The 22,562-nt window shown below is 63.4% G+C and carries 25 protein-coding genes; 17 read left to right on the top strand and 8 right to left on the bottom strand.

All coding sequences use genetic code 11. From position 1 onward, the window contains the following. Nucleotides 1-3: 3 nt before the first annotated feature. Nucleotides 4-570 (bottom strand): elongation factor P, encoded by a 567-nt coding sequence (gene efp / locus NKI64_RS02705; RefSeq protein WP_023668757.1) that lies wholly within the window; start codon nt 568-570, stop codon nt 4-6. Between the two features lie 142 nt (nt 571-712). After that, nucleotides 713-1,576 (bottom strand): LysR family transcriptional regulator, encoded by an 864-nt coding sequence (locus NKI64_RS02700; RefSeq protein WP_023694589.1) that lies wholly within the window; start codon nt 1,574-1,576, stop codon nt 713-715. A gap of 101 nt (nt 1,577-1,677) precedes the next feature. Between NKI64_RS02700 and NKI64_RS02695 the strand changes: the two genes are divergently transcribed. Then, the gene (locus NKI64_RS02695; RefSeq protein ID WP_352666410.1) at nt 1,678-2,694 is read left to right on the top strand and encodes a zinc-dependent alcohol dehydrogenase family protein; all 1,017 of its coding nucleotides are present in this window, start codon (nt 1,678-1,680) and stop codon (nt 2,692-2,694) included. Between the two features lie 9 nt (nt 2,695-2,703). Here NKI64_RS02695 and NKI64_RS02690 read toward each other — a convergent pair whose 3' ends face one another. The 3 genes from NKI64_RS02690 to NKI64_RS02680 all read right to left on the bottom strand — a co-directional run bounded on the left by NKI64_RS02690 (nt 2,704) and on the right by NKI64_RS02680 (nt 5,523). Then, a complete protein-coding gene (locus NKI64_RS02690; protein ID WP_352666408.1) occupies nt 2,704-3,768 on the bottom strand; it encodes a tetratricopeptide repeat protein in 1,065 nt (354 codons plus the stop codon). Nucleotides 3,769-3,814: 46 nt separating this feature from the next. Further along, nucleotides 3,815-4,462, bottom strand: coding sequence for a thiamine phosphate synthase (locus NKI64_RS02685; RefSeq protein ID WP_352666406.1), 648 nt, complete (start codon nt 4,460-4,462; stop codon nt 3,815-3,817). A gap of 143 nt (nt 4,463-4,605) precedes the next feature. Next, nucleotides 4,606-5,523 carry a DMT family transporter gene (locus tag NKI64_RS02680; RefSeq protein WP_352666404.1) on the bottom strand — a complete coding sequence of 306 codons (918 nt, stop codon included), beginning with the start codon at nt 5,521-5,523 and terminating at the stop codon, nt 4,606-4,608. Between the two features lie 128 nt (nt 5,524-5,651). On the opposite strand from NKI64_RS02680, the gene NKI64_RS02675 reads away from it, so the two are divergent. Further along, on the top strand, nt 5,652-6,089 hold the full coding sequence (locus NKI64_RS02675; RefSeq protein ID WP_352638510.1) for an Lrp/AsnC family transcriptional regulator: 438 nt from the start codon (nt 5,652-5,654) through the stop codon (nt 6,087-6,089). Here the strand turns inward: NKI64_RS02675 and NKI64_RS02670 are convergent. Further along, entirely contained in the window at nt 6,046-6,543 is a 498-nt protein-coding gene (locus NKI64_RS02670; RefSeq protein ID WP_023824263.1) for a GNAT family N-acetyltransferase, read from the bottom strand. The genes NKI64_RS02675 and NKI64_RS02670 overlap by 44 nt on opposite strands. A 257-nt stretch (nt 6,544-6,800) precedes the next feature. On the opposite strand from NKI64_RS02670, the gene NKI64_RS02665 reads away from it, so the two are divergent. Further along, entirely contained in the window at nt 6,801-7,571 is a 771-nt protein-coding gene (locus NKI64_RS02665) for a sulfite exporter TauE/SafE family protein (protein ID WP_352666402.1), read from the top strand. A gap of 7 nt (nt 7,572-7,578) precedes the next feature. On the opposite strand, the gene NKI64_RS02660 is transcribed toward NKI64_RS02665, so the two are convergent. Beyond that, nucleotides 7,579-8,130 carry a DUF2269 family protein gene (locus tag NKI64_RS02660; protein ID WP_023750376.1) on the bottom strand — a complete coding sequence of 184 codons (552 nt, stop codon included), beginning with the start codon at nt 8,128-8,130 and terminating at the stop codon, nt 7,579-7,581. Nucleotides 8,131-8,441: 311 nt separating this feature from the next. Here NKI64_RS02660 and NKI64_RS02655 point away from each other — a divergent pair, with 311 nt between their 5' ends. From NKI64_RS02655 to NKI64_RS02630, 6 genes are all read left to right on the top strand, one after another. Further along, nucleotides 8,442-8,822, top strand: coding sequence for a hypothetical protein (locus NKI64_RS02655; protein ID WP_023668767.1), 381 nt, complete (start codon nt 8,442-8,444; stop codon nt 8,820-8,822). Nucleotides 8,823-9,207: 385 nt separating this feature from the next. Beyond that, on the top strand, nt 9,208-9,738 hold the full coding sequence (rcdA, locus tag NKI64_RS02650) for a protease adaptor protein RcdA (protein ID WP_023668768.1): 531 nt from the start codon (nt 9,208-9,210) through the stop codon (nt 9,736-9,738). A 66-nt stretch (nt 9,739-9,804) separates the two neighbouring features. Beyond that, complete coding sequence (gene ruvC, locus NKI64_RS02645; protein WP_023668769.1) at nt 9,805-10,311, top strand: crossover junction endodeoxyribonuclease RuvC; 507 nt, start codon at nt 9,805-9,807, stop codon at nt 10,309-10,311. Between the two features lie 10 nt (nt 10,312-10,321). Continuing rightward, entirely contained in the window at nt 10,322-10,942 is a 621-nt protein-coding gene (ruvA, locus tag NKI64_RS02640; RefSeq protein WP_023668770.1) for a Holliday junction branch migration protein RuvA, read from the top strand. Nucleotides 10,943-10,985: 43 nt separating this feature from the next. Next, on the top strand, nt 10,986-12,023 hold the full coding sequence (gene ruvB / locus NKI64_RS02635) for a Holliday junction branch migration DNA helicase RuvB (RefSeq protein WP_352666399.1): 1,038 nt from the start codon (nt 10,986-10,988) through the stop codon (nt 12,021-12,023). Nucleotides 12,024-12,157: 134 nt separating this feature from the next. After that, entirely contained in the window at nt 12,158-13,057 is a 900-nt protein-coding gene (locus NKI64_RS02630) for a metallophosphoesterase (RefSeq protein ID WP_352666397.1), read from the top strand. A gap of 144 nt (nt 13,058-13,201) precedes the next feature. Here the strand turns inward: NKI64_RS02630 and NKI64_RS02625 are convergent, their stop codons facing one another. Beyond that, entirely contained in the window at nt 13,202-14,452 is a 1,251-nt protein-coding gene (locus NKI64_RS02625; protein WP_352666395.1) for a glycoside hydrolase family 5 protein, read from the bottom strand. Between the two features lie 65 nt (nt 14,453-14,517). On the opposite strand from NKI64_RS02625, the gene ybgC reads away from it, so the two are divergent. The 8 genes from ybgC to tilS all read left to right on the top strand — a co-directional run bounded on the left by ybgC (nt 14,518) and on the right by tilS (nt 22,489). Continuing rightward, nucleotides 14,518-14,988 carry a tol-pal system-associated acyl-CoA thioesterase gene (gene ybgC, locus NKI64_RS02620; protein WP_023673845.1) on the top strand — a complete coding sequence of 157 codons (471 nt, stop codon included), beginning with the start codon at nt 14,518-14,520 and terminating at the stop codon, nt 14,986-14,988. Nucleotides 14,989-15,300: 312 nt separating this feature from the next. Then, nucleotides 15,301-16,011: a protein TolQ gene (tolQ, locus tag NKI64_RS02615; RefSeq protein WP_023673844.1), complete on the top strand. Its 711-nt coding sequence runs from the start codon at nt 15,301-15,303 to the stop codon at nt 16,009-16,011. 9 nt (nt 16,012-16,020) lie between these two features. Continuing rightward, nucleotides 16,021-16,473 carry a protein TolR gene (tolR, locus tag NKI64_RS02610; RefSeq protein ID WP_023673843.1) on the top strand — a complete coding sequence of 151 codons (453 nt, stop codon included), beginning with the start codon at nt 16,021-16,023 and terminating at the stop codon, nt 16,471-16,473. A 7-nt stretch (nt 16,474-16,480) separates the two neighbouring features. Continuing rightward, complete coding sequence (gene tolA, locus NKI64_RS02605; protein ID WP_023673842.1) at nt 16,481-17,638, top strand: cell envelope integrity protein TolA; 1,158 nt, start codon at nt 16,481-16,483, stop codon at nt 17,636-17,638. A gap of 38 nt (nt 17,639-17,676) precedes the next feature. After that, nucleotides 17,677-18,981 (top strand): Tol-Pal system beta propeller repeat protein TolB, encoded by a 1,305-nt coding sequence (gene tolB, locus NKI64_RS02600; RefSeq protein WP_352666392.1) that lies wholly within the window; start codon nt 17,677-17,679, stop codon nt 18,979-18,981. A 249-nt stretch (nt 18,982-19,230) separates the two neighbouring features. After that, nucleotides 19,231-19,737, top strand: a complete 507-nt coding sequence (pal, locus tag NKI64_RS02595; RefSeq protein WP_023684182.1) for a peptidoglycan-associated lipoprotein Pal — start codon at nt 19,231-19,233, stop codon at nt 19,735-19,737. Nucleotides 19,738-19,948: 211 nt separating this feature from the next. After that, complete coding sequence (gene ybgF / locus NKI64_RS02590; RefSeq protein ID WP_023694601.1) at nt 19,949-21,031, top strand: tol-pal system protein YbgF; 1,083 nt, start codon at nt 19,949-19,951, stop codon at nt 21,029-21,031. Between the two features lie 51 nt (nt 21,032-21,082). Next, nucleotides 21,083-22,489 (top strand): tRNA lysidine(34) synthetase TilS, encoded by a 1,407-nt coding sequence (gene tilS, locus NKI64_RS02585; protein ID WP_023824258.1) that lies wholly within the window; start codon nt 21,083-21,085, stop codon nt 22,487-22,489. Nucleotides 22,490-22,562: the final 73 nt, after the last annotated feature.

Raw genomic sequence — 22,562 nt, 5'->3', positions numbered from 1 at the left:
GCGTCAGTCTGCGCGGCGCATGTAGGTGAGTTCGTTGGTGTCGACGACGATGCGTTCGCCAGCGCCGATGAATGGCGGCACCAGCACGCGGATGCCGTTTTCCAGCACCGCCGGCTTGTACGAGGACGCGGCCGTCTGGCCCTTCACCACCGGGTCGGCCTCGGTGATGGTCAGCGTCACCTGGTCGGGCAGCGAAATGCCGATCGGCCTGTCCTCATAGAGCTGGACCGTCACCATCATGCCGTCCTGCAGGAAGGCGGCGCGGTCGCCGACGAAATCCTTCGCCAGCTCGAGCTGCTCGTAGCTCTGCGTGTCCATGAACACCAGTGCGTCGTCCTGGGCGTAGAGGAAGGAAAAATCCTTCAGGTCGAGCCGGATCTGCTCGACGGTCTCGGCCGAGCGGAAGCGCTCGTTGAGCTTGGTGCCGTTGATCAGGTTCTTCAGTTCGACCTGGTTATAGGCACCGCCCTTGCCGGGCTTGACGGTGTTGGTCCTGACCGCCACCCAAAGGCCGCCATCGTGCTCGATGACATAGCCGGGACGGATTTCGTTGCCATTGATCTTGGCCATGATGAGATTGATCCGGGATGCTACCAACGGCTTGGCCGTTGGTATGGGGATGGTCGCTGGACAAGCGATTTCGGGCTCCCAAGACCACAAATCGGCAGGAGAGGCAAGGGGATGCCAGATCGCCCGACAAGGGCTGGTAGCCTCAAACCTGGGCCGCAATGACTCTGCCGACAGCCTCGACGATGGCGTCCGCAGCCTCAGTCAGCCGGTTGAGATGAGGCGAACGAAGTGCGGCGACCTGCAAGGAAAGGTCGACATCTTCCGTGTTGACCAGCATGAGGCCGTCGGGAAGTCCGCGCCTTGCAAGACGCAACGGCACTAGCCCAAGGCCGTGCCCCCGACGGACCCATTCCATCTGCAAGGCCGGATCCTGTATCTCCGCCGCGATCTCGAAATAACGCCTTCCGCCGACCAGAACGGACATGAGTTTCTGGCGCGCGTCGCAAGGGGCCGGACTAAGCACCCACGGCATGGGTGTCCGGCCACCGTCTTCCGGATCGGGGACGGTGGACGCAGCTATGACGCCAAGACGTTCAGTGCCAAGCGCTTCCGGGCCTGGCTTATCCGACGATCGCAGAACAATCGTCACATCGAGCTCGCCGCGTTCGAATTGACCGATTAGTTCGGCGCTCCAGCCCGTCTTGAGCCGTAGCGACACTTTCGGGAACGCCGCCGCGGCGTTGGCGATGGCCCCGGCGATGTCGCGGTCCGAGAGGCCATGGGCGAGACCCAGGCGGAACAGTCCTTCCGGCTCGGTCTTTCCGGCGAAGGATTTCAGCGCTTCTACGGAAGCGATGATATCGCGTCCGCGCGCCAGCACTTCCAGCCCCGTCGGCGTCAGTCGCGGCGGCTTTTGCCGGCGGTCGAGCAGCGTCGTGCCAAGCATGTCCTCCAGCCGCTGGATTTGCCGGGTCACAGCCGGCTGCGTCAGCGGCAGGCGCCGGGCGACCTTCTGGATCGAGCCCTCCTCGGCAAACAGGGCGAGCGTGCGCAATTCCTCAAGCATAGCTAGAACTATGTCTCGTAAGCATAATCATTGTAAACATTATGAATTTGAAATCCATCGCCTGGCAAGCAATTTTCCTTTCAAACGAAAGGACGACGACAATGAAGGCAATCGAACTGCAGAAGCCGGGCGGCATCGACAATCTCAAGATGGTCGAACGACCAATGCCGGAGCCCGGCCGTCAGGAGATGATCGTCCGCGTCAAGGCGACGGCGCTCAACTATCGCGATGTCGAGATCGCGCGCGGCAGCTATCACACGACATTCCCCTTGCCGCTGGTGCCGCTTTCCGACGGCGTCGGCGAGGTCGTCGCGCTTGGCCCCGAGGTCAGCCGCTTCAAGGTTGGCGACCGGGTCTGCGGCACGTTCTGGCAGCGATGGGTCGGCGGCAGCTTCGCCATGGCCGAACCTTCCTGCCAGCGCGGCGGCCCGATCGACGGTTTGCTGAGCGAATTCGCCCGGCTGGACGAACAGGCGGCTGTCATCGCGCCGGCGCATCTCAGCGACGTAGAGGCGGCGACGTTACCCTGCGCCGCCGTCACCGCTTGGCATGCCTTGTTTACGGAAGGCAACCTCAAGCCGGGCGAGACCGTGCTCAGCCTCGGCACGGGCGGCGTATCGCTGTTTGCCCTGCAGTTCGCGAAGGCGGCCGGCGCGCGGGTCGTCGTTACGTCGAGTAGCGATGAGAAACTTGTCCGGGCCAAAGAGCTCGGCGCGCATCACGGCATCAACTACCGCGACAATCCGGACTGGTCGTCGGCCGTGCTGGCGCTGACCGATGGCCGGGGCGCCGATCACATCATCGAAGTCGGTGGTCCCCAAAGTTTCGCGCAGTCGCTCAAGGCGTCGGCGCGCGGCGCCCAGATCAACGTCATCGGCTATCTCGGCGGCAGCGAAGGGGTGATCAATCCGCTCGACATCTTCCGCCGCCAGGTGAAAGCACGCGGCATACCGGTCGGCTCGCGCGAGTCCTTCGAAGCGATGAACCGGGCGCTCGCCGTCAATCGGCTGCGGCCGGTGATCGACCGGGTCTTCCCATGGGCAGAGGCAGCGCAGGCCTTTCGCCATCTCGAACACGGCTCTCCCTTCGGCAAGGTCGTGCTGGATCATACACAGTGACGTTGCGTGTCAGGGCAGGCGGTTGGCCTTCTGCAAGGCTTGCTTTGTCTGATCGTCGGTCAGCCCTTGCAGGAAATCGTCCATCTCCGGATCGATAAGGCCGGCGCGGCGGGCGACCACATACCAGGCCCCGGCCAGGATCAGGTCGGGGTCGGTTCCGATGCCGCCCATATAGAGCTTTGCCAACCGGTTCTGGGCAGCGACATTGCCGCCTTCAGCTGCCTGCTTCATCCAGTTGAAGCCGGATTTCAGGTCGCGAACACCGCCCCGGCCCTCGATCATCCAGGCGGCAAGATCGATCTGCGCGGTGTCGTAGTTCTGCCTGGCAGCCTGTGCCAGCAAGCTGCGGGCCTTTCCATCGTCGCGGGTCTTGCCGCCGACGCCATTGGCATAGACCTGCGCCATCGCATACTGGGCGTCGGCAAGCCCTGTCGCCGCGGCACGCTCATAATAAGGCACAGCCCTGGCGATGCCGGCATCGCCCGGATCCTGCTGCACGAGCAATTGCGCGAAGTTGAACTGCGCCAGCCGGTTGCCGGCCTCGGCGGCGGCCTGCATCAGCGCATAAGCTCCCTTCTCGTCCTTCTTAACGTAGCGGCCGTCGAGCAGCATCAGCGCATACTGGAACTGCGATTCAGGAATCCCCTGCTCGGCGGCCTGCGCATACCATTTGGCGGCTTCCGCTGGGTTGAGCGGCACGCCCAACCCGCGCGATAGGATCTCGGCCACCAGCGTTTGCGCCGCCGGGTCGCCATTCTGAGCCCGCACCAACGCCAGATTGTAGGCCGTCTTGTAAAGGCCGCGCTGGAAAGCGCCATAGGCGGGGTCCGCCGGCTTGGCGCCGAAACGTTCGGGGTTGATGGCGTCGGCCGACGGCAGCGGCGCGGTGGTCGCGGGCTGGGGCAGCGGGGTGTCGATCGGCTTGTCGATATGGACGCCGAAATCGGTGGCACCGGCTTTTGGGGCACCCGCATCGGGGGCGACCGCATCCGGCACGCTGAGGGCGGGCGGGCTGGTGTCCGGCCTCGGCTGCGGCAGCGGAACGGTCTCCGCCGCGATCGCTGCCCCGCTCATCAGGGCCGCAACGAGAACCGCGAGAGGAAGTCCAGGTCGGCGCACGTCAGCCCTCGAAGCGCGGCGCGGTTTGGTCGAGCAGCGCATTGGCGGCGGCAATCGCCGCCTTCGGATCGGCGCCTTCGGCAAAGACGGCGCTGGACAGCGCCACGAACTCGGCGCCAGTGGCGGCCACCGCTTCTACCGAAGCGATGGCGGAACCGGCCATGACAATGCAAGGGATCTCAATCACGTCCGCCCACCATTGCCCGAGCGACAGGTTGCGCGGATGCGGTTCCGGCTTGTTATCGTAGCCGAAGCGGCCGAAGAAGATGTAGTCGGGCCTGGTTTCGCCGAGTTCCAGCGCGTCGTCGCGCGTCTTGGCGCCACCGGCGCCGACCATCATCTTGCCCTGGAAGTGTTCGATGGTCTCGGCGAGCGCGTCCTTGGAAACCTCGACATGAATGCCGTCGGCCTGGACACGGCCGGCAATGCGGGTATCGCCGGCGATGATGACGGCGATGCCGGCCGCTTGCGCGGCCGGTACGATGTGTTCTGCAAAAGCCTGGAAGGCAGCCTCGTCCATGCCGTTCTCAGGCAGGATCAGCGAAGCGATATCACCGCCGTCGAAGGCAGCCGCAATGCGCTCGGCCGGAGCGTCCTTGGGTGCGATCAGCACGATGCGGCAGCGGTTGGGGGGTGTTGCGTCGTTCATTGGCTTTCGATCCCGGGTTTCGCCTATGCCGGGCGAAGATGGTTGCATTGCGGCATAGAACAAAGCGCCCGCCTTGAACAGGCGGGCGGGGATCGATGCGATGGCTTTGGTTTACGATCGCCGGCGAGCAGACGCTCTGCGGCTCATTTGACGGCTTGCGGGCTTTCGGCCGGCGATTTGGCCCTCCACAAAGTCCAGCCGAGATTCATGCCGGCGGCGGCGATCAGGATGGCGGCGGCGCCGACGAGCTGGGCCGGATGCAGCCGGTGGCCGAAGGCCATGACATCGACCAGGATCGCAACGACAGGATAGATGAAGGACAGCGACCCCTGCAGATGCGTCGGCAGTTTCTGGATGGCGGCGTACATCAATATGTACACCAGGCCGGTGTGAACGACGCCAAGCGTGGCCAGAATGGCCCAGCTCCAGGCGTCGGCGGGCAAATGCGAGAGGTTGGCGAAGGGCGCCAGCATGACGACGCCGACGCAGACCTGGATCAGCGCGATCAGATGCGGCGGGGTGCCCTTGAGCTTCTTGGCGACGATTGCCGCGACAGCCCAGAAGAAGGCCGCTCCGAGCGCCATGACTATGCCGATGACATAATCTGTGCCGGTTATGCCGGAACCGACACCCGCATCGGGCCCTGTCTGCACGATCAGCAGCATGCCGGCGAAGGCGATGCCGAGCCAGGTCAGCTTGGCCAAGGTCAGCCGCTCGCCGAAGAACAGCGCGCCGAAGCCGACCAGCATGAAGGGCTGCGTGTTGTAGACCGCCGTGGCAATCGAGATCGAGGCGCGGGAGAAGGCGCTGAACAGCAACAGCCAGTTGATGACGATAGCCGCGCCGCCAAGAGCGGCGATGGCAACAATGCGCAGCGTCAGCCTGCCGCGCAGCAGCCCGAGTGCCGCGCAGGTGATCAGCAGCGCCACCGCGCCGAAGGCGCAGCGCCAGAACACCACGTCCATAACGGGCTGGCCCGACATGACGACAAACCAGCCGATCGTGCCGACGATCGTCATCGCCGCCGTCATCTCGATCGTGCCGCGTACCGTGTTGTCCATGACAATACCTCTATCTGTTGAGCCATAATCTCATGCCGTCTTGAGGGTTTATATGCCCTATGAAAGGTGATAGGGGGACAACACCTTATTTAATAAGGCGCGCGCTGCCCTTTTGCGAGGAGATGAAAATGCTGGACGAGTTGGACAGAAAGCTTCTCGATATCCTGATCCTGGATTCGCGGACTTCGTTGAAGGAACTGGCGCAGCAGGTCGGGCTGTCGTCGCCGAGCGTCTCGGAACGGCTGCGGCGGCTCGAGGAACGCGGCGTCATCCGCGCCTTCACCATCGAGATCGACCCGGAGGCGCTGGGGTTTCCGCTGCAGGCGATCGTGCGGGTGCGGCCACTGCCGGGCAAGCTGCATATCGTCCAGAAGCTGATCGAGGAGATCCCGGAATTCGGCGAATGCGACAAGGTCACCGGCGACGACTGTTTCGTGGCCCGGCTCTACGTGCGCTCCATCGGCGAGCTCGACAAGCTTCTCGACCGCATCGCCGACAAGGCGGAGACCAGCACCGCCATCATCAAGGCGCAGCCGATCCGGCGCCGTCCGCCGCCACTGAATTAAGCTCCAGCTTGTAGCCGATGTGGCTGGCCTTGAAGCCGAGCCGGTCATAGAAGCGATGCGCGTCCTGGCGGCTCTTGTTGGTGGTCAGCTGGACAATCTTGCAGCCGCGTTCACGGCACTGTTCGACCGCCCATTCCAGCAGACGCTGTCCCAGCCGTTCGCCGCGGCGGTCTGCGACGACGCGCACAGCCTCGATCTGGCCGCGCAAGGCGCCCTGCAGCGACAGCCCGGCGAGATAGCTGATCTGCAACGTGCCGATGACGCGGCCGCTATCCGTCATCACGGCAAGAAACTGGTTGGGGTCGGCGTCGATGGCGGCAAAGGCGTCGCGATAGGCCTTGGCGAGTGGCTCGGTCGCATCCTCGCGGCTGCGGCCAAGCGGATCGTCGGCGAGCATGGCTACGATGGCAGGCAGGTCGGCCGCTTCGGCGCGGCGGATGTGGGGTTCGCTCATTGTCAAAAACCTGGGGTCAAAAACATGGGGTCAAAAACCTGGGGCCAAAAACCTGGGGTCAAAACCTGGGGCCAAAACCTGGGGTCAAAACCTGATGCATCGGACGGCGCCCTTATGCATCGGCGGCGATCTTGCCGTAAATCCGGAACCGTCGCTTTACGCACAGTTGATCGACACGGCCGGCATTTTCCCGGTCGCGGCGCAAGGGTTTCTAGGCTATTGCAGGGCAACCGTCTTCCCTCCAGCATTTCCAGTTCATGTCAGGTCTGCTCGCCGATCCGTGGTTTTATGCCGCCGCCATTCCGGCGGTGATACTTGTCGGGCTGTCGAAAGGCGGCTTCGGCGGCGCTGTCGGCTTCGTTGGCGTGCCTTTGATGGCGCTGGCCATGCCGCCGGTGCAGGCGGCGGCCATCCTGCTGCCGATCCTGTGCCTGATGGACATCGTTTCGGTGTGGACGTGGCGGGGCGTCTACGACAGAAAGATGCTGGTCGACATGATGCCGGGCGCGGTGATCGGCATTGGGCTCGGCTGGCTGACGGCAGCGCTCGTCACCGAAGAGATGGTGCGGCTGATCGTCGGCGCTGTCGCGCTGATCTTCGTGCTGCGCTGGCTCTATCTCCAGTTCCGCCACGGTTCCGACCATGCGGCGGCGCCCAACCGCATCGCCGCCGCCTTCTGGGGCACCGTCGCCGGCTTCACCAGCTTCGTCGCCCATGTCGGCGGGCCCCCCTTCCAGGTCTATGCGCTGCCGATCCGGCTCGATCCGAAGGTGCTGTCAGGGACATCGGCGATCTTCTTTGCCGCCACCAACGCGCTGAAGCTGATCCCCTACTTCGCGCTTGGCCAGTTCGACACCGCCAACCTGACGGCGTCGGCCGTGCTGATGCCGCTGGCGCCGCTGGCCACCATCGCCGGCGCCTGGCTGGTGCGGCGCATGCGGCCGGAGATTTTTTATCCCTTCACCTACGCGACCGTGGCCGTGGTCGCGGTCAAGCTGCTTTGGGACGGGATCGCCGGCCTGCTCTAAATCCCGCTCAGGCGGCTGCCGGTTTGGTTCGCGGGGCGCTCGCAAAAGTCAGCGATGCACCACCAACGACCACGACCGCCATGGCGCCGAGAGTGGCGATGTCGTGCGCGGTCGGCTTCAGCACCATGTCGGCGACGACGACGATCATGATGACGAAATCGAACTTGACGATCCGTATCATGCGGCGCCCAAACGCTATGGCAGCCGGGGTCATGCCGTCCGCGGCAAGCATTGTGGCAAGCTTTTCGAACGAAGGCTTCAGCACGAGGATACCGGTCAGAAACGCGGCGGCGTAGCCGCAAAGGCCGATGACGACCCAAAGGTCGGAGAAGCCGGTCCATAGCGAAGTCAGCACCAGACCAGAAGCCAGGGTCGCGATAGACGCCGGCACGAACAGACGCAAGCCGAGTTTGTCCGTCGTTCTCAGCATGACCATCAGCGTCTCGTCGTCGCCGGCGCGATCGGCGAGTATCGAAACCAGCAGCATGGCGAAACCGCCGCCGAGCCAGAGGATCGCTGCCATGACATGCAGGAATTTGAAGAGAGAATACCAGTCCATTGCCGCTCCTTGTGCATCGTTCCGGGGGTAAACGCTGCTTTCGCGCGTCTGCTTCCGAAGGAGGGCGGATTATCTCCGTACATGTATCCAGAAGATGCCGCGTGGGTGCCGACTTGTTGCGGTGGCGCCGTCGCCGGATTTTACCGCCAGCCCGCACAATACCCGGCATTTGCCGGATAGACGCCGTGTCGGCATTGGCTGGTTTCGCGGCATGATCCTGAAACCTGCGGGGACTAAGCCGCTCGCGACCGACGCTCCATTTTGGCCGCGCGCGGTCGGACCAAGTCTGCAACAACCAACGAGGGTATCCCATGCAAGGCGTAGCACGAAATTTCTTCACCCTGGCCGTCATCTATTCCCTGTGCGGCATGGCGCTCGGCCTGCATATGGCGATCTCCAATGACCATGGGCAGATGCCGACCCACGCGCACACCATGGTGGCGGGCTGGCTGATGTCGGCGGTGTTTGCCTTCTTCTACCACCTGTTTCCAGCGGTCGGGCAAAAGACGATTGCCGTCGTGCATTTCTGGCTGACGGCAATCTGCGGCATCGCACTGATGATCGGGCTTTACTTTGAACTTGCCGGCCATCCGGAGATCGAGCCGGTGCTGGCTTCCTCCTCGATGGGCTTTTATGCGGCAATGCTGCTGTTCGCCTTCATTTCCTTGCCGGCTGTGTGGAAGAAGGCATGAACAAGCTGACGATCAGGCTTAGGGCACCGTTGTGCTGATACGGCACAGAAGGGCAGCGGTCGATCAAGAAATATCCGCGCCGTTAAGGGTTCATTAAGCTTTACAGGTGTTTACTATGTCCATCCAGTGATCTGGATTCTTACCGAGTGGTTGGAGCCACTTCGTTTGACGCCTCCCTGTTAAACTCCTGAGAGCCGCCTTATCCGCGGCTCTTTTTTTGTCTGCTTTTGGTCCGCTTGGCGCCCCTGCGCAGGCGTTAACCGTTTGTTAAACATGTGCTTGCCTTCGCCGGCGGCGAAGCGCATTTTCAAGCTTCAGTCATCTAGGGTGCCGGCGTGACGGCGAGAAGCCGAATCAGCCGACGGGGCAGTGCAGGGGCGTATCGATGAACGAGCCTTCGAAGGGCATCGCGAAAACCATCAAGCTGGCGGAACGCCGGGTTTTCTCCCAATCCTTCAAACCGCTCTACCAGGAAGGCATGGGCCTGGTCGAACAGGCAGCCGAGTATCTTGACGGCAAGGGCCGGGCCGAGGCCAAGAAGCTGTCCAGGCTGGCGGCGACGCTCTATGCGGCCGAATCGATGCGGCTGACCACAAGGTTGATGCAAGTCGCCTCCTGGCTGCTTTTGCAGCGGGCGGCAAATTCCGGCGAGATGACCCGCGACCAGGTCGCTTCGGAAAAATCCAAGGTGCGTCTCGACACCGCCTCGGCGCATGACGAAGCGGTCGGCTGGGGCGAACTGCCGAAGGATTTCCTCGACCTCGTCACCCGCTCGCTGCGCCTGCAGGCGCTGGTGCGCCGCATGGACGAAGAGATCTATGGCGGCGCGTTTGCCGAGACGCCTGCCGCCGCCCGCCGCGCCAATCCGGTTTCCGACCAGATCACGCTGCTGAACACGGCTTTCGCTCGAGGTTAAACGCCTCCGTTTCCGGTTTGTTCACATTTCGCTGACATCGCTGTGCGCCGGAGGTAGACTTCGCGCATGAGGGAAGCGATTCGCATTATCGGTATCGATCCGGGGCTGAGGCGCACCGGCTGGGGCATCGTCGAGAGCCTCGGCAACTCGCTGCGCTTTATCAGCTCCGGCACTGTACGCTCCGACGACAAGGCGGCGCTGGCGACACGGCTCTGCCAATTGCATGACGGGCTGGCCGAGATCCTGCATGCGGCCATGCCCCAGGAAGCGGCCGTCGAGCAAACCTTCGTCAACAAGGATGCGGTGGCGACACTGAAGCTCGGCCAGGCGCGCGGCATAGCCATGCTGGTGCCGGCGCGCGCCGGCCTTGTTGTGGCCGAATATGCCCCCAATGCCGTCAAAAAGGCGGTGATCGGCGTTGGCCATGGCGACAAGAAGCAGATCCACATGATGGTAAAGGTGCTGTTGCCGAAAGCCGTTTTCGACACCGAACATGCCGCAGACGCGTTGGCTATCGCCATCTGCCACGCGCATCACCGGCAAAGCGTCGCCTACAGGATGGCGCTGGCATGAGGGATCACGCATGATCGGCAAATTGAAAGGCACGCTGGACGAGATCGAGGAGGATTTCTGCCTCGTCGATGTGCACGGCGTCGGCTATGTCGCCTATTGCTCGGCGCGCACGCTGGCCGCGCTGCCTTCGCCCGGCGAGGCGGTGGTGCTGTTCATCGAGACCTATGTGCGCGAGGACATGATCCGGCTCTACGGTTTCCAGTCGGTGCTTGAGCGCGAATGGTTCCGGCTGTTGATGAGCAATGTGCAAGGCGTCGGCGCCAAGGTGGCGCTGGCCATCCTGTCGACGCTGGCGCCGGCAGACCTCGCCAATGCGATCGCGCTGCGCGACATCGCCATGGTCAGCCGCGCGCCCGGCGTCGGCAAGAAGGTGGCCGAGCGCATCGTCACCGAGTTGAAGAATAAGGCGCCGGCCTATGCCGGAACCGCCTCCGGCACCATCGGCCTTAAGCAGGAGCTCGGCGAGGGCGTGGCGCCGGCGCCGATTACCGACGCCGTCTCGGCGCTGGTCAATCTCGGCTATTCGCGCGACACAGCAGCCAATGCTGTCGCGGCGGCGCTGAAGACGGCCGGCGAGGACGCCGATGCCTCGAAGCTCATTCGTTTCGGGCTGAAGGAACTGGCGCGGTGAGTGATTGCTTGTCCGGTCCTTTGCCCTGTGCGAGGAAGGCCGCATGAGCCTTTCACCCCGCCTCATTGCCCCGGAAAAGCGCGGCGAGGATGCTGAGCAGACCTTGCGGCCGCAGACGCTCGCCGATTTCGTCGGCCAGGCCGCGGTGCGGGCCAATCTCAAAGTCTTCATCGAGGCCGCCAAGGGCCGCAGCGAGGCGCTTGACCATGTGCTGTTCGTCGGGCCGCCGGGGCTTGGCAAGACAACGCTGGCGCAGATCATGGCGCGCGAGCTCGGCGTCAATTTCCGCTCGACCTCCGGTCCGGTGATCGCCAAGGCCGGCGATCTCGCCGCACTTCTCACCAATCTCGAAGACCGCGATGTGCTGTTCATCGATGAGATCCACCGGCTCAATCCGGCAGTCGAGGAGATCCTTTACCCGGCGATGGAGGATTTCCATCTCGACCTGATCATCGGCGAAGGTCCGGCGGCACGCTCGGTCAAGATCGATCTTGCCCGCTTCACGCTCGTTGCCGCCACCACCAGGCTCGGCCTTTTGACCAACCCGCTGCGCGATCGCTTCGGCATTCCGGTGCGGCTTAATTTCTATTCGGTCGAGGAACTGGAGCAGATCGTGCGCCGCGGCGCCCGTATCCTACAAATGCCGCTCGGCGACGACGGCGCGCTTGAGATTGCGCGCCGCGCCCGCGGCACGCCGCGCATCGCCGGCCGGCTGTTGCGCCGCGTGCGCGATTTCGCCTCCGTCGCCGGCGACGGCCACGTCGACAAGCAGATTGCCGACGAAGCTCTCACCCGGCTCGAGGTCGACGCGCTCGGCCTCGACGCACTCGACCGCCGCTATCTCTCGATGATCGCGCGCAATTTCGGTGGTGGGCCGGTCGGCATCGAAACCATCGCCGCCGGCCTCTCCGAGCCGCGCGACGCCATCGAGGACATTATCGAGCCCTATCTGATCCAGCAGGGTTTCATCCAACGCACGCCACGCGGCCGCGTGCTGACCGCCAACGCCTGGCGCCATCTCGGCCTCGACGCGCCAAAGGATCTGGCGCAGCGGCAGATCAACCTGTTCCAGGAAGAGTAACGGACATTTGTTCTTCGGAACGGATTTCTGTGCAGAATCTCCTCAAACCTGCCAGCGTGAAGGCGCATTCCTCGATTGTATCGGGCGTCGCAATGTCGGCGCGAACTGCTCCGATCAAGGTCGGAGCCAGAAAAGTGATCACCAGACGCGGGTTCCTGAAATTCGCCGGAGGTTCGTTCCTCTCGCTGGCTTCGCTCAGTGCCTATGCGGTCGGCATCGAGCCGATGCTGTTGACGCATGTGAAGCGCTACCAGCTGACGCCGCCGCATTGGCCTGCAGATCTCAAGCTGCGCGTCGTAGCACTTGCCGATATTCACGCCTGCCGTCCCTGGATGACGCCTGAGCGGATCGCTTCGCTCGTCGAAGATGCGAACGTGCTGAAGCCCGATCTGATCGTACTGCTCGGCGACTATTTCTCAGGCATGTCCCTGGTGACGAACCGGGTGGAGGCCCATGAATGGGCGCCGGCCTTGTCAGGACTGAAGGCGCCGCTTGGTGTGCTGTCGATCCTCGGCAATCACGACTGGTGGCACGATCCTTTCGCGCAGCAGGCCGGAGCGGGGACTGTGGCGCGCAAGGCATTGGAGGAATCCGGCATCTCGGTTCTGGAGAACGACGCCGTGCGCCTGCAAAAGGATGGATACGGCTTCTGGATCGCCGGGCTCGCCGACCAGCTGGCACTGTTACCGAACAAGGCCGCAGGCCGCGACAGATTTGAAGGCCTGGACGAACTCGACGGCACGCTGGCCAAGATCACCGACCAGGCACCGATCATCCTGCTTGCGCATGAGCCTGACATTTTCCCGAAAGTGCCGTGGCGGGTTTCGCTGACGCTGTCGGGCCACACACATGGCGGGCAGGTCAGGCTGTTCGGCTATTCACCGGTGGTGCCGTCCCGCTTCGGCAACCGCTTTGCCTATGGCCATGTCGTCGAGAATGACCGCAATTTGATCGTGTCAGGCGGACTCGGCTTCAGCATCGCGCCGGTGCGCTTTGGCATGCGGCCGGAGATCCTGCAGATCGACCTCGGTTAGGGCATGCCGGTATTCAGGTGATGCCGGCCTGCAAATGAGGTGTTCCTGCGCTTCCGGTAGTCACGGACCAAAGTCCGCTCCGTTCCGGTTTTCGGACCCCTCATTTTCGACTCGGCCTGACCTGAATCTCGACATGCCCTAGGGCTAATGGAGCGAGCGGATCGCGTCCATCACGGCGGGTTCGGCCTTTTCGCCGTTGAAAGCGTCGACGATGCCGAAGGCGCCGCCAAAACTCCACACCGACCATGAGAAGCCATGCGCCTCGGCGCGCGCGATCATGTCCTTGACATAGGCCGCGCGGTATTTGGGCGGCATCACATAGGGATTGCCATATTCCTGGCGGATCATGCCGAACTCGCCCAGCGTGATGTTTTCCGGCTTGATGGCGTTGGCCTTCGCCCAGGCCTCGACCTTTTCGAACGGCGCATCCATGACGCCGAGCAGCTTTTCGTCCGTGTCCATGCTGGCGACTTGTTCATCGAGATAGGCGAGCAGGCCGTTCCGTCTGGTCCGTGGCGCCTCGGCTTTTATCTTGGCGCGGATCGCATCCAGCGTCGCATCGAGCTCGGCGCGCGGCACCGCGGTCAGCGGATAGGGCAGGCCGGTAACATAGAGAATGAAATCGCCGGCCCAGGTCGCGCCCTGATGCGTCAGCAGGAACGGGTCGTAGGAGTGGAAGGTCCAGATGATGTTGTCGTCGGGGATCGACTTTGGGTCGATCCTGACCAGCGAAGCCGCACTGGAATAACAGGCGCCGGTCAGGATCAGCGTCAGCCTGGTGGCCGAGGCGCGCGCGGCCGCGAACAGCTTTTGCTGACGCTCCGGCCACAGGCTGGTGCCCTCGCTGTCGCAGTCGACGATAGGCTCGTTCATCGGCTCGAAAGCGACCTGCGCCGGGTCCTCAGTGGCAAGCGTGCGCGCCATTTTGCGGACGACCTCGACATAGGCGTCGAAGGTTGCGGGATCGTCCATCACCTGGCCCATGCCGATCTCGCGGCCGCCGCCGGCCGGGATCAGGTGCATGTCGACGATCACTTTCAGACCGGCCCGGTTGATCATGCGCGCCGAGTCCCGCACGCTGGCATAAAGGTCGTCACGCAGCGCCAGTGTCTGATCCGACATAAACGGCGAGGGATCGACTGGCATGCGCAGAAAGTCGAAACCGGCGGCCTTCAGCGCCTTGAGGTCATCCTCGTTCAGGAACTTGCGCCATTCCGGATAGGGCAGGATGGCTTGTCGGTCGTTCCATTTGTCTTCCCCGACCCAGGTCGTCCACTGGTCGAGGTTGAGGCCGCGCTTCATCGAAAAGCCAGCGGCCTGACCGGGAAGCGCAGACGCCGCCAGCACCAGCAGCGCTGCCATCACGGTCTTGATCATCGCCGTCAACAGTGCCATCCGGTTTGCTGCGCTGGTGATTTTGGCAAGACAGGTGCCCCGCCGGGGGCAAAAAGGAAAGCGCGATGGACGATCATGGTGAATCGGCGGCGCTTGCCGGCGGGCTTTCCGGAGCCTTGACGGAATTCGGCCATCGGCTGATGGCGCGAGTCTATTATGCCGACACCGATTTTTCCGGCGTCGTCTACCACGCGCGCTATCTCGAATTCTTCGAGCGCGGCCGCTCGGACTATCTCAGGCTGGCGGGCGTCCACCACACAGAACTTCACGAAGGCAAGCACGGCGAACGGATCGTCTGGGTGGTGCGGCGGATGGAGATAGATTTCCGCTCGCCTGCCCGCATGGACGACATCCTGACCATCGACACATCAACGCAGGATATTTCCGGCGCCCGCATCGTCATGGCGCAGCAATTGAAACGCGGGACAGAGGTTCTGGTCGAAGCAAAGGTCGAGGCGGCGATCATCGGCGAGAACGGCCGGCCGAAGCGCTTTCCGAAAGAATGGATCGCGGCCTTTCTACCAGGAGCAAGCTGATATCCAGGCCTGCCGGCCGGCAACGAGCGGCCAATCGGCAGCGCATTCGATTGTGGATGGATGGTCCGCGTCGTCCCTTGGCGCGGCAATGCGCCGCGCCATATTTCCTAACCCATCCTTAACCATAACGGTTCATGAAGAGATCGGTGAAGATTGGAAGAATCCGCGCGCCTTCCTTTCACCAATATTTGCCCTGAAAAGGCCGCCAACGGTGCATTTTGGGGTTAATCCGGAAGCCAAGCGCGAACGGACCACAAGGGATGCCCATGGGCCAGCCGCCAGCGATGCCCGGAAAATCTTAAGGACTGAAGCATGGAAACTACCGCACTCGCCGATCCGGCAGCGCAATTGTCGATTTGGGCGCTGTTCACACAGGCCAGCTGGGTGGTCAAGCTGGTCATGATCGGTCTGCTCTGCGCCTCGGTCTGGACCTGGGCGATCATCGTCGACAAGCTGGTCAGCTATGCCCGCATGCGTCTGTCGCTCAATCGCTTCGAACAGGTGTTCTGGTCGGGGCAGTCGCTGGAAGAGCTCTATCGCACGCTTGCCGACCGCAAGACCACGGGCATGGGTGCGATCTTCGTCGCCGCCATGCGCGAATGGAAGAAGAGCTTCGAGAAGGGGGCCAAATCGCCGCTCGGCCTGCAGACCCGCATCGACAAGGCGATGGACCTGGCGTTGACGCGCGAGATGGAGAAGCTGGAGGGCCGTCTCGGCTTTCTCGCCACCACCGGTTCGGCTGCACCCTTCATCGGCCTGTTCGGCACCGTCATCGGCATCATGACCTCGTTCCAGGCGATTGCCGGTTCGAAGAACACCAGTCTCGCGGTTGTTGCACCCGGCATTGCCGAAGCGCTGCTGGCGACGGCCATCGGTCTTCTCGCCGCCATACCGGCGGTTATCGCCTACAACAAGCTGTCATCCGACGCGAACAAGATCGCGGTGCGGATGGAAGGGTTCTCGGATGAGTTCTCCGCCATACTCTCGCGCCAAATCGATGAAAAAGTAGCGCCTAAGGGCTGAGGTAAGAAGATGGGTATGTCGGTTGGCATGGCAGGACGCGGCGGGCGCGGACACAGGCGGCGCGGCCGCCACCATGCATTGATGTCGGAAATCAACGTCACGCCGATGGTCGACGTGATGCTGGTGCTCTTGATTATCTTCATGGTCGCCGCACCTATGTTGACGGTCGGAGTGCCGGTCGACCTGCCGGAGACGAAGGCCAAGGCTATGAACGCCGACACCCAGCCGATCACCGTTTCGATCGACGCGGCCGGCAAGATTTTCCTGCAGGAGACCGAAATCCCAAGGGAAGAGCTGGTCGCCAAACTGCAGGCGATTTCCAAGACCGGCTACGAAGAGCGCATCTTCATCCGCGGCGACAAGGCGACCAACTATGGCGCCGCGATGGAGGTCATGGCCCTCATCCAGGCCGCCGGCTACAAGAATATCGGCCTAATTTCACTGCAGCAACAGGATCAGTAGACGCACGATGAAGACCGGCCTCACCACATCGGTGATACTGCATACGGTGGCACTGGCTTTCGGCCTGTTCACCCTGTCGGCGCCGGCCGCGCTGCCGTCCACGGATGTGGAGTCGATAGCGGTCGACATCGTTCCCATGGAAGCCATTGCGCAGACGCTGCAGGGCGACAAGAAGGCGGTGATGCACGAAAAGCCGGCGCCGATGCCGACCAAGCGTCCCGACATCGTGCCAGATGCACAGAAAATCGGCGAGAACAGCGTTGATACCGACAAGCCGGTGACGGACGAGCCCAAGCCGAAGCCGGTGGAGAAAACAGCGACGGCTGCTCCGGCGCCGACCCCGACCGAAAAGCCGAAGACCGAGGACACGCCGAAGCCAAAGGAAGCGCCGAAGCCGACACCTGCGACGGAGGTGGCGCCGGAGCCGCAGCCGAAGGAAGAGGTCAAGCCCGAGCCGGTGAAGCAGGTTGAACCGAAGCCGACCCCGGTGAAGGAGCCTGCACCAACACCGCAGCCGGACACGACCGCCGCCATAGAGCCGAAGCCACGCGTGAAGCCCGATGCGGTCGCCGAAGCCATATCGGATCAGCAGCCTCTGGAAGAAGCGCAGCTTCCGACTTCCGCTCCTGCTCCCGAAGCACGGCCGAAGCCGCAGCCGGCGCAGGCCGAAAGCGCGAAGGCTCCGGACCGCAAGGACACCGACAAGCCGGTCAAGGAAGCCTCGTCGAAGCCGAAGTCGGATGACAAGCAGTTCAATGAGGCTGACATCAAGGCTTTGCTCGACAAGCAGAAGCCATCCGGCGGCGGCGCCAAGCGCTCGACCCAGCAGGCATCGCTAGGCGGCGACAAGGATCAAGGCCAGAAGCTGTCGAAGTCCGAGCAAGGGGCATTGGAAGAACAGCTCGGTGGCTGCTGGACCCTCCCGGTTGGGCTTGAGGGTTCTGAGGATTTCACCGTGGTGATCCGTTTCAGCCTGGATGCCTCCGGCAAGCTGGAGGGCCGTCCGACCGTCGAGAAGTCCAGCGGCAACCCCCAATTCGACAGCAGCGCGGTTCGCGCTGTGCAGAAATGCGATGTCGCCGGCCTGCAGGTGCCCGCCGGAAAGCATGACATTTGGTCCGACGTTCGCGTCAACTTCGATCCCAGAGCGATGCTTGGCCTGTAGCCTGAGCACCCAGAAATCAGCAAGAGAAGCGAGAAGACATGAAATCCATCCTCAAGCCGCTCCTGATGGTCGCCGCGATGGCGATGGGCATGAACGCCGTCGTCACCTTGCCTGCTCGAGCAACCCTCGAGCTCAACGTCAACAAAGGCAATGTCGAACCGATGCCGATCGCCATCCCAGATTTCCAGGGAGGGCTCGGCGCGCAGATTTCCGAGATCGTCACCGCCGACCTGAAGCGCTCCGGTCTCTTCGCACCGATAGACAAGAACGCCTTCATCGAGAAGATCGCCAATCCGGATGCGCAGCCCCGTTTCGACGACTGGAAGGTGATCAATGCGCAGGCGCTGGTCACCGGCAGCGTGAGCAAGGAGGCGGACGGCCGAATCCGCGCCCAGTACCGACTATGGGATATTTTTGGCAACCAGCAGATAGCCGGGGAGCAGTTTTTCGCCAACGACGCAAATCAACGCCGTGTCGCCCACATCATCGCCGATGCGATCTATGAGAAGCTCACCGGCGAGAAGGGCTATTTCGACACACGCGTCGTCTTCATCGACGAATCCGGCGCCAAGAATGCGCGCAAGAAGCGGCTCGCCATCATGGACCAGGACGGCGCCAATGTGCGCTATCTCTCCGATGGCCGCTCGATCGTGCTGACGCCGCGTTTCTCGCCGAATCGGCAGGAAATCACTTACATGTCGTATGAAAGCGGCCAGCCGCGGGTCTATCTGCTGCAGATCGAGACCGGACAGCGCGAACTGGTCGGCAACTTTCCCGGCATGACCTTTGCGCCGCGCTTCTCGCCCGACGGCCAGAAGGTGATCATGAGCCTGCTGCGCGATGACGGCAATTCCAACATCTTCGCCATGGACCTGCGAAGCCGCTCGACCACCCGGCTGACCAACTCGACCGCCATCGACACCTCGCCCTCTTATTCGCCCGACGGCAGCAAGGTGGTATTCACTTCCGATCGTGGCGGCCGTGCGCAGATTTATGTGATGGGCGCCGACGGCTCGGGCCAGACCCGCATTTCGTTCGGCGACGGCGTCTATTCGACGCCGGTGGGGGCGCCGCGCGGCGACCTCGTCGCCTTCACCAAGCAGACCGGCGGCGAATTCCAGATCGGCGTCATGAAGACCGACGGTTCGGGCGAGCGCATCCTCTCCTCGGGCTTCCAGCAGGAGGGACCGACCTGGGCGCCCAACGGCCGCGTGCTGATGTTCTTCCGCGACTCCGCCGGCGGCCCAAAACTGGTTTCCGTCGATCTCACCGGCCGCAACGAACAGTCGATCCCGACCGCGAATTTCGCGTCGGATCCCGCCTGGTCGCCGCTGCTGGAGTAGGTTCGGCCGAATTGCCACACCTGCTAAAAAGGGGCCCGTTTGGCCCCTTTTCCATTCATTAGTCGCGTTTCGGCCGCATTTCCGCCTAGGGTCCGCGCCAACTGTGACCGTGGATTTGAAGGTCGTGGACGGACGATCGAAACCAAACATTAACCGTATTTCTTGAATGCCGGTTAACCCAAACGTGGTTACTGGGTGATCAACGAAATCACTCGAAATACGATCACTCGAATACGAAGGAGAGGCGGCATGGGCCGTATCGCAGCACTTACCAGAAACCCGGCGATGATCGCCCTGATCGCGATGCTCGCCATCACCGGTTGCGCCTCGAAGAAAACCCCGAACAACGCTGCCGATCTCGGCCTCAATGGCGCGGGTGCCGCAACGCCGGGCTCGGCGCAGGACTTCACCGTCAACATTGGCGACCGCATCTTCTTCGACACGGACTCGACCGCGATCCGCGCGGATGCGCAGACGACGCTGTCGCGCCAGGCGCAGTGGCTCAACCAGTACAAGCAGTACGCCATCGTCGTCGAAGGCCATGCCGACGAACGTGGCACACGTGAATACAATCTGGCTCTCGGCGCCCGCCGCGCCGCCGCCACCCGCGACTTCCTGGTCGCCAGGGGCGTTTCGGCGAGCCGCCTGAAGACCATTTCCTACGGCAAGGAACGTCCGGTCGCGGTCTGCGACGACATCTCCTGCTGGTCGCAGAATCGCCGCGCCGTCACCACGCTCTCCGGCGCCGGCTCCTGATGAGTAAGACGGCGGCCTTAGTCGCATAATTGCAACACTTCCATGCGAAAGGCGGCCTTGTGGCCGCCTTTTTCAGTTTCGGTCCCGGAAACAAACCCGGAAACAAAATTTGGCCGAAGTCTCGCCTCCTGCTAAGAGCCGAGGGCGTCGTGCCGGTCCCACTGTGATCGGAAGGCGCGAACAGGCTCACGATATTCACGGCGAGAGGCACATGCATTTCAGATCGGTCTTGAGCGGCACGCTTGCGCTGCTGCTCGTATCAGGCTTCGCGGCTTCCGCGAGCGGCACCGGACAACCCGCGGATAGCGGCTTTTCCTTCCATCTGCCGACGCTCGGCATTTTCGGCAAGAAGGAGAAGCCGGAGCAGCAACAGATCGCGCAGCAGCAGGACGGCACCGCCGCCGCGGGGCTGGAAGATCAGCTCCGGCAGATGAACGGCAAGCTCGAGGAACTCAACTTCCAGATCCTGCAGATGCAGGAGCAGATGCGCAAGCAGCAGGAAGACAACGAGTTCCGCTTCCAGCAGTTGGAAGGCGGCTCCAGCGGGCAGCCGCCGGCCCAGAAGAAATCGGAGGCCGCGCCGCAGGACGGTGGCGCGGGCACCGGCGTCGCCGAGGCCCCGGCAGACCAGGCGCCGGCCGATGCCGGCGCGCAGCCGGATGGCGGCCAGAGCGTCGGCGAGGTCATCGTCGAATCGCAGACCGGCGATCCCGGCAAGGTGATCAACGGCACGCCGCCCAAGACCTTCGGCACCATTACCGTCGACAAGAACGGCAATGTAATCGACGCCGGCGGCAACACGCAGGCAGCGGCGCCGGCGGAAGGTGCGGCTCCCGCCGCCGAGGCGCCGGCTGCCGGGGCTAAGACCGGCAAGTCGGACGGCACGGTGGTGGCGGCGCTGCCTGCCACCAACAACCCGGAAGAGATCTACCGCAACTCCTACCAGTTCATCCTGTCGGGCGACTACAGCACCGCCGAGCAGGGTTTTCGCGACCACATCGCCCGCTTCCCGAAGGACGCCAAGGCGGCGGACGCGCATTACTGGCTTGGCGAATCGCTGCTTGGCCAGCAGAAGTATCATGACGCTGCCGAGGTTTTCCTCTCCGCCAGCAAGGACTATCCGAAGGCCAAGAAGGCGCCTGACATGCTCCTGAAGCTTGGCGTGTCGCTGGTCGGCCTCAAGCAGAAGGATGTCGCCTGCGCCACCTTCGGCGAGATCGGCAAGCGCTATCCCGATATTTCGGCCGCGCTCAAGGAACGCGTCAAGCAGGAGAGGGCGCTGGCGGCGTGCTAGTCTTTGCCGTGTTGTCCCAGAACCGGGACCACTTTTGCGCGACATGCATTGATGCTCGATACCGAGCCTGACCTTTCGAATTTTTCGCAGATCGACTTTACCAACGGCGCGCTTGCGGCCGTGTCCGGCGGCAGCGACTCGACCGCCCTCCTTCTTCTCCTCAAGGCTCACCTCGACCGCAGCGCCCCGACAGCCCGGCTGCTGGCGGTGACGATCGACCACGGCCTGCGTCCGGAAGCAGCAGTCGAAGCGCGCAGCGTGGCAAAGCTTTGTGCCGAGCGCGGCATCGCGCACCGGACGCTCAACTGGTCCGGCGCCAAGCCGTCGGCCGGCCTGCCCGCGGCGGCGCGCGAGGCGCGCTACCGGTTGCTGGCCGAGGCAGCGCAGGCGCAAGGCATCGGTGTGATCGTGACCGGCCACACCGCCGACGACCAGGCCGAGACCGTCCTGATGCGAGTCGCGCGGAATGACGGGCGAGAGCTTGCAGGCCGAGGTCTCGCCGGCATGGCGCCGGCCACCCTCTATGACTGGCGGATCTGGATCGCGCGGCCGCTGCTCGGCGTACGGCGCGCGGCGTTGCGCGCCTTCCTGCAGCGCGAACATGTCGGCTGGGCGGAGGATCCGACCAACATCGACACGAATTTCGAACGCCCGCGCATCCGGGCCGTGCTCGGCGAAGACCGGAGCGGGCAGCGTTTTGCCGAGGCAATCGGCCTGGCTGGGCGGGCTGCCGGCGATCGCGAGGAACTCGGTCGCCGCGCCGCCGCCCTGATCGGTGAATTTGCCAGCCGGCCGGCGAGGGGTCTCATCCGTCTCGATCTCGGTTTGGCGGAAGCGGATGACACGCAAGCCGCGGTCTATGCGCTGCGTGTTCTGCTGGCGGTGACGGGCGGCACCGCCTTGTTGCCGGACCAGGCGCGCAGCGAAGCGCTGTTCGAGCAAATGCGGGCCGGTCGGCTTTGCGCCACATTGTCGCGGGCGGTCGTCGATATCAGGCGAAACGGCATCTTCCTGCGCCGTGAATCGCGCGACCTGCCGCGTCCCGCGCCGGTAGCTGGCACTCTGCTTTGGGACGGTCGCCGGCGGATCACGCCACACATCGAAGCCGGGGCGATCACATTGGACGACAGTCCGGGTGCATGGTTGATCGCGCCGCTTGGCGCCGCTGCCGCCGCCAAAACGCCGATTGCCGGGGATGGCGCGCCGCCAAGCCTTGTGCGCGCCGCCCTGGCTGCGGAACCGGCGCTGTGGCGCGGCGGCGAATGCCGTGGTTTTGCAGGGGATGTAGCGGCGGCGGCGGCAATCGCGGTCAGCCCCGCCGCTGCCCCCTTTGCCCGTTTCCTGCCTTGCTTCGATCTGGTGTTGGCGCAGCCCGTCGCCGAGTTGATCGGCGCACCGCCTGTTCCGGCTTGCCCTTTGGCCGCCACAGTGCCGGTTGATCATGGCGCGAAAGCTTAACCCAGACGTGCTGTTATGCTTGGCAAGGGGGGGCGCTCTCCCTATGTTAGGCGCAAGTTTCCTCTCATGACGC

Source organism: Mesorhizobium sp. M0478 (genome assembly GCF_040321305.1).
Lineage (GTDB): Bacteria > Pseudomonadota > Alphaproteobacteria > Rhizobiales > Rhizobiaceae > Mesorhizobium.
This window is presented reverse-complemented; position numbering and strand designations above follow the sequence as displayed.

What these genes read in the sequence shown, in the direction of transcription:
- pal (WP_023684182.1), top strand. Translation starts at nt 19,231, where the DNA reads ATGGGCCGTATCGCAGCACTTACCAGAAACCCGGCGATGATCGCCCTG.
- NKI64_RS02685 (WP_352666406.1), bottom strand. Translation starts at nt 4,462, where the DNA reads ATGAACGACGCAACACCCCCCAACCGCTGCCGCATCGTGCTGATCGCA.
- NKI64_RS02690 (WP_352666408.1), bottom strand. Translation starts at nt 3,768, where the DNA reads ATGAGCGGGGCAGCGATCGCGGCGGAGACCGTTCCGCTGCCGCAGCCG.
- ruvA (WP_023668770.1), top strand. Translation starts at nt 10,322, where the DNA reads ATGATCGGCAAATTGAAAGGCACGCTGGACGAGATCGAGGAGGATTTC.
- tolR (WP_023673843.1), top strand. Translation starts at nt 16,021, where the DNA reads ATGGGTATGTCGGTTGGCATGGCAGGACGCGGCGGGCGCGGACACAGG.
- tolB (WP_352666392.1), top strand. Translation starts at nt 17,677, where the DNA reads ATGAAATCCATCCTCAAGCCGCTCCTGATGGTCGCCGCGATGGCGATG.
- NKI64_RS02670 (WP_023824263.1), bottom strand. Translation starts at nt 6,543, where the DNA reads ATGAGCGAACCCCACATCCGCCGCGCCGAAGCGGCCGACCTGCCTGCC.
- tolQ (WP_023673844.1), top strand. Translation starts at nt 15,301, where the DNA reads ATGGAAACTACCGCACTCGCCGATCCGGCAGCGCAATTGTCGATTTGG.
- NKI64_RS02700 (WP_023694589.1), bottom strand. Translation starts at nt 1,576, where the DNA reads ATGCTTGAGGAATTGCGCACGCTCGCCCTGTTTGCCGAGGAGGGCTCG.
- NKI64_RS02695 (WP_352666410.1), top strand. Translation starts at nt 1,678, where the DNA reads ATGAAGGCAATCGAACTGCAGAAGCCGGGCGGCATCGACAATCTCAAG.
- NKI64_RS02625 (WP_352666395.1), bottom strand. Translation starts at nt 14,452, where the DNA reads ATGGCACTGTTGACGGCGATGATCAAGACCGTGATGGCAGCGCTGCTG.
- tilS (WP_023824258.1), top strand. Translation starts at nt 21,083, where the DNA reads ATGCTCGATACCGAGCCTGACCTTTCGAATTTTTCGCAGATCGACTTT.
- efp (WP_023668757.1), bottom strand. Translation starts at nt 570, where the DNA reads ATGGCCAAGATCAATGGCAACGAAATCCGTCCCGGCTATGTCATCGAG.
- NKI64_RS02655 (WP_023668767.1), top strand. Translation starts at nt 8,442, where the DNA reads ATGCAAGGCGTAGCACGAAATTTCTTCACCCTGGCCGTCATCTATTCC.
- NKI64_RS02675 (WP_352638510.1), top strand. Translation starts at nt 5,652, where the DNA reads ATGCTGGACGAGTTGGACAGAAAGCTTCTCGATATCCTGATCCTGGAT.
- NKI64_RS02660 (WP_023750376.1), bottom strand. Translation starts at nt 8,130, where the DNA reads ATGGACTGGTATTCTCTCTTCAAATTCCTGCATGTCATGGCAGCGATC.
- NKI64_RS02680 (WP_352666404.1), bottom strand. Translation starts at nt 5,523, where the DNA reads ATGGACAACACGGTACGCGGCACGATCGAGATGACGGCGGCGATGACG.
- ruvC (WP_023668769.1), top strand. Translation starts at nt 9,805, where the DNA reads ATGAGGGAAGCGATTCGCATTATCGGTATCGATCCGGGGCTGAGGCGC.
- tolA (WP_023673842.1), top strand. Translation starts at nt 16,481, where the DNA reads ATGAAGACCGGCCTCACCACATCGGTGATACTGCATACGGTGGCACTG.
- ruvB (WP_352666399.1), top strand. Translation starts at nt 10,986, where the DNA reads ATGAGCCTTTCACCCCGCCTCATTGCCCCGGAAAAGCGCGGCGAGGAT.
- rcdA (WP_023668768.1), top strand. Translation starts at nt 9,208, where the DNA reads ATGAACGAGCCTTCGAAGGGCATCGCGAAAACCATCAAGCTGGCGGAA.
- NKI64_RS02665 (WP_352666402.1), top strand. Translation starts at nt 6,801, where the DNA reads ATGTCAGGTCTGCTCGCCGATCCGTGGTTTTATGCCGCCGCCATTCCG.
- ybgC (WP_023673845.1), top strand. Translation starts at nt 14,518, where the DNA reads ATGGACGATCATGGTGAATCGGCGGCGCTTGCCGGCGGGCTTTCCGGA.
- ybgF (WP_023694601.1), top strand. Translation starts at nt 19,949, where the DNA reads ATGCATTTCAGATCGGTCTTGAGCGGCACGCTTGCGCTGCTGCTCGTA.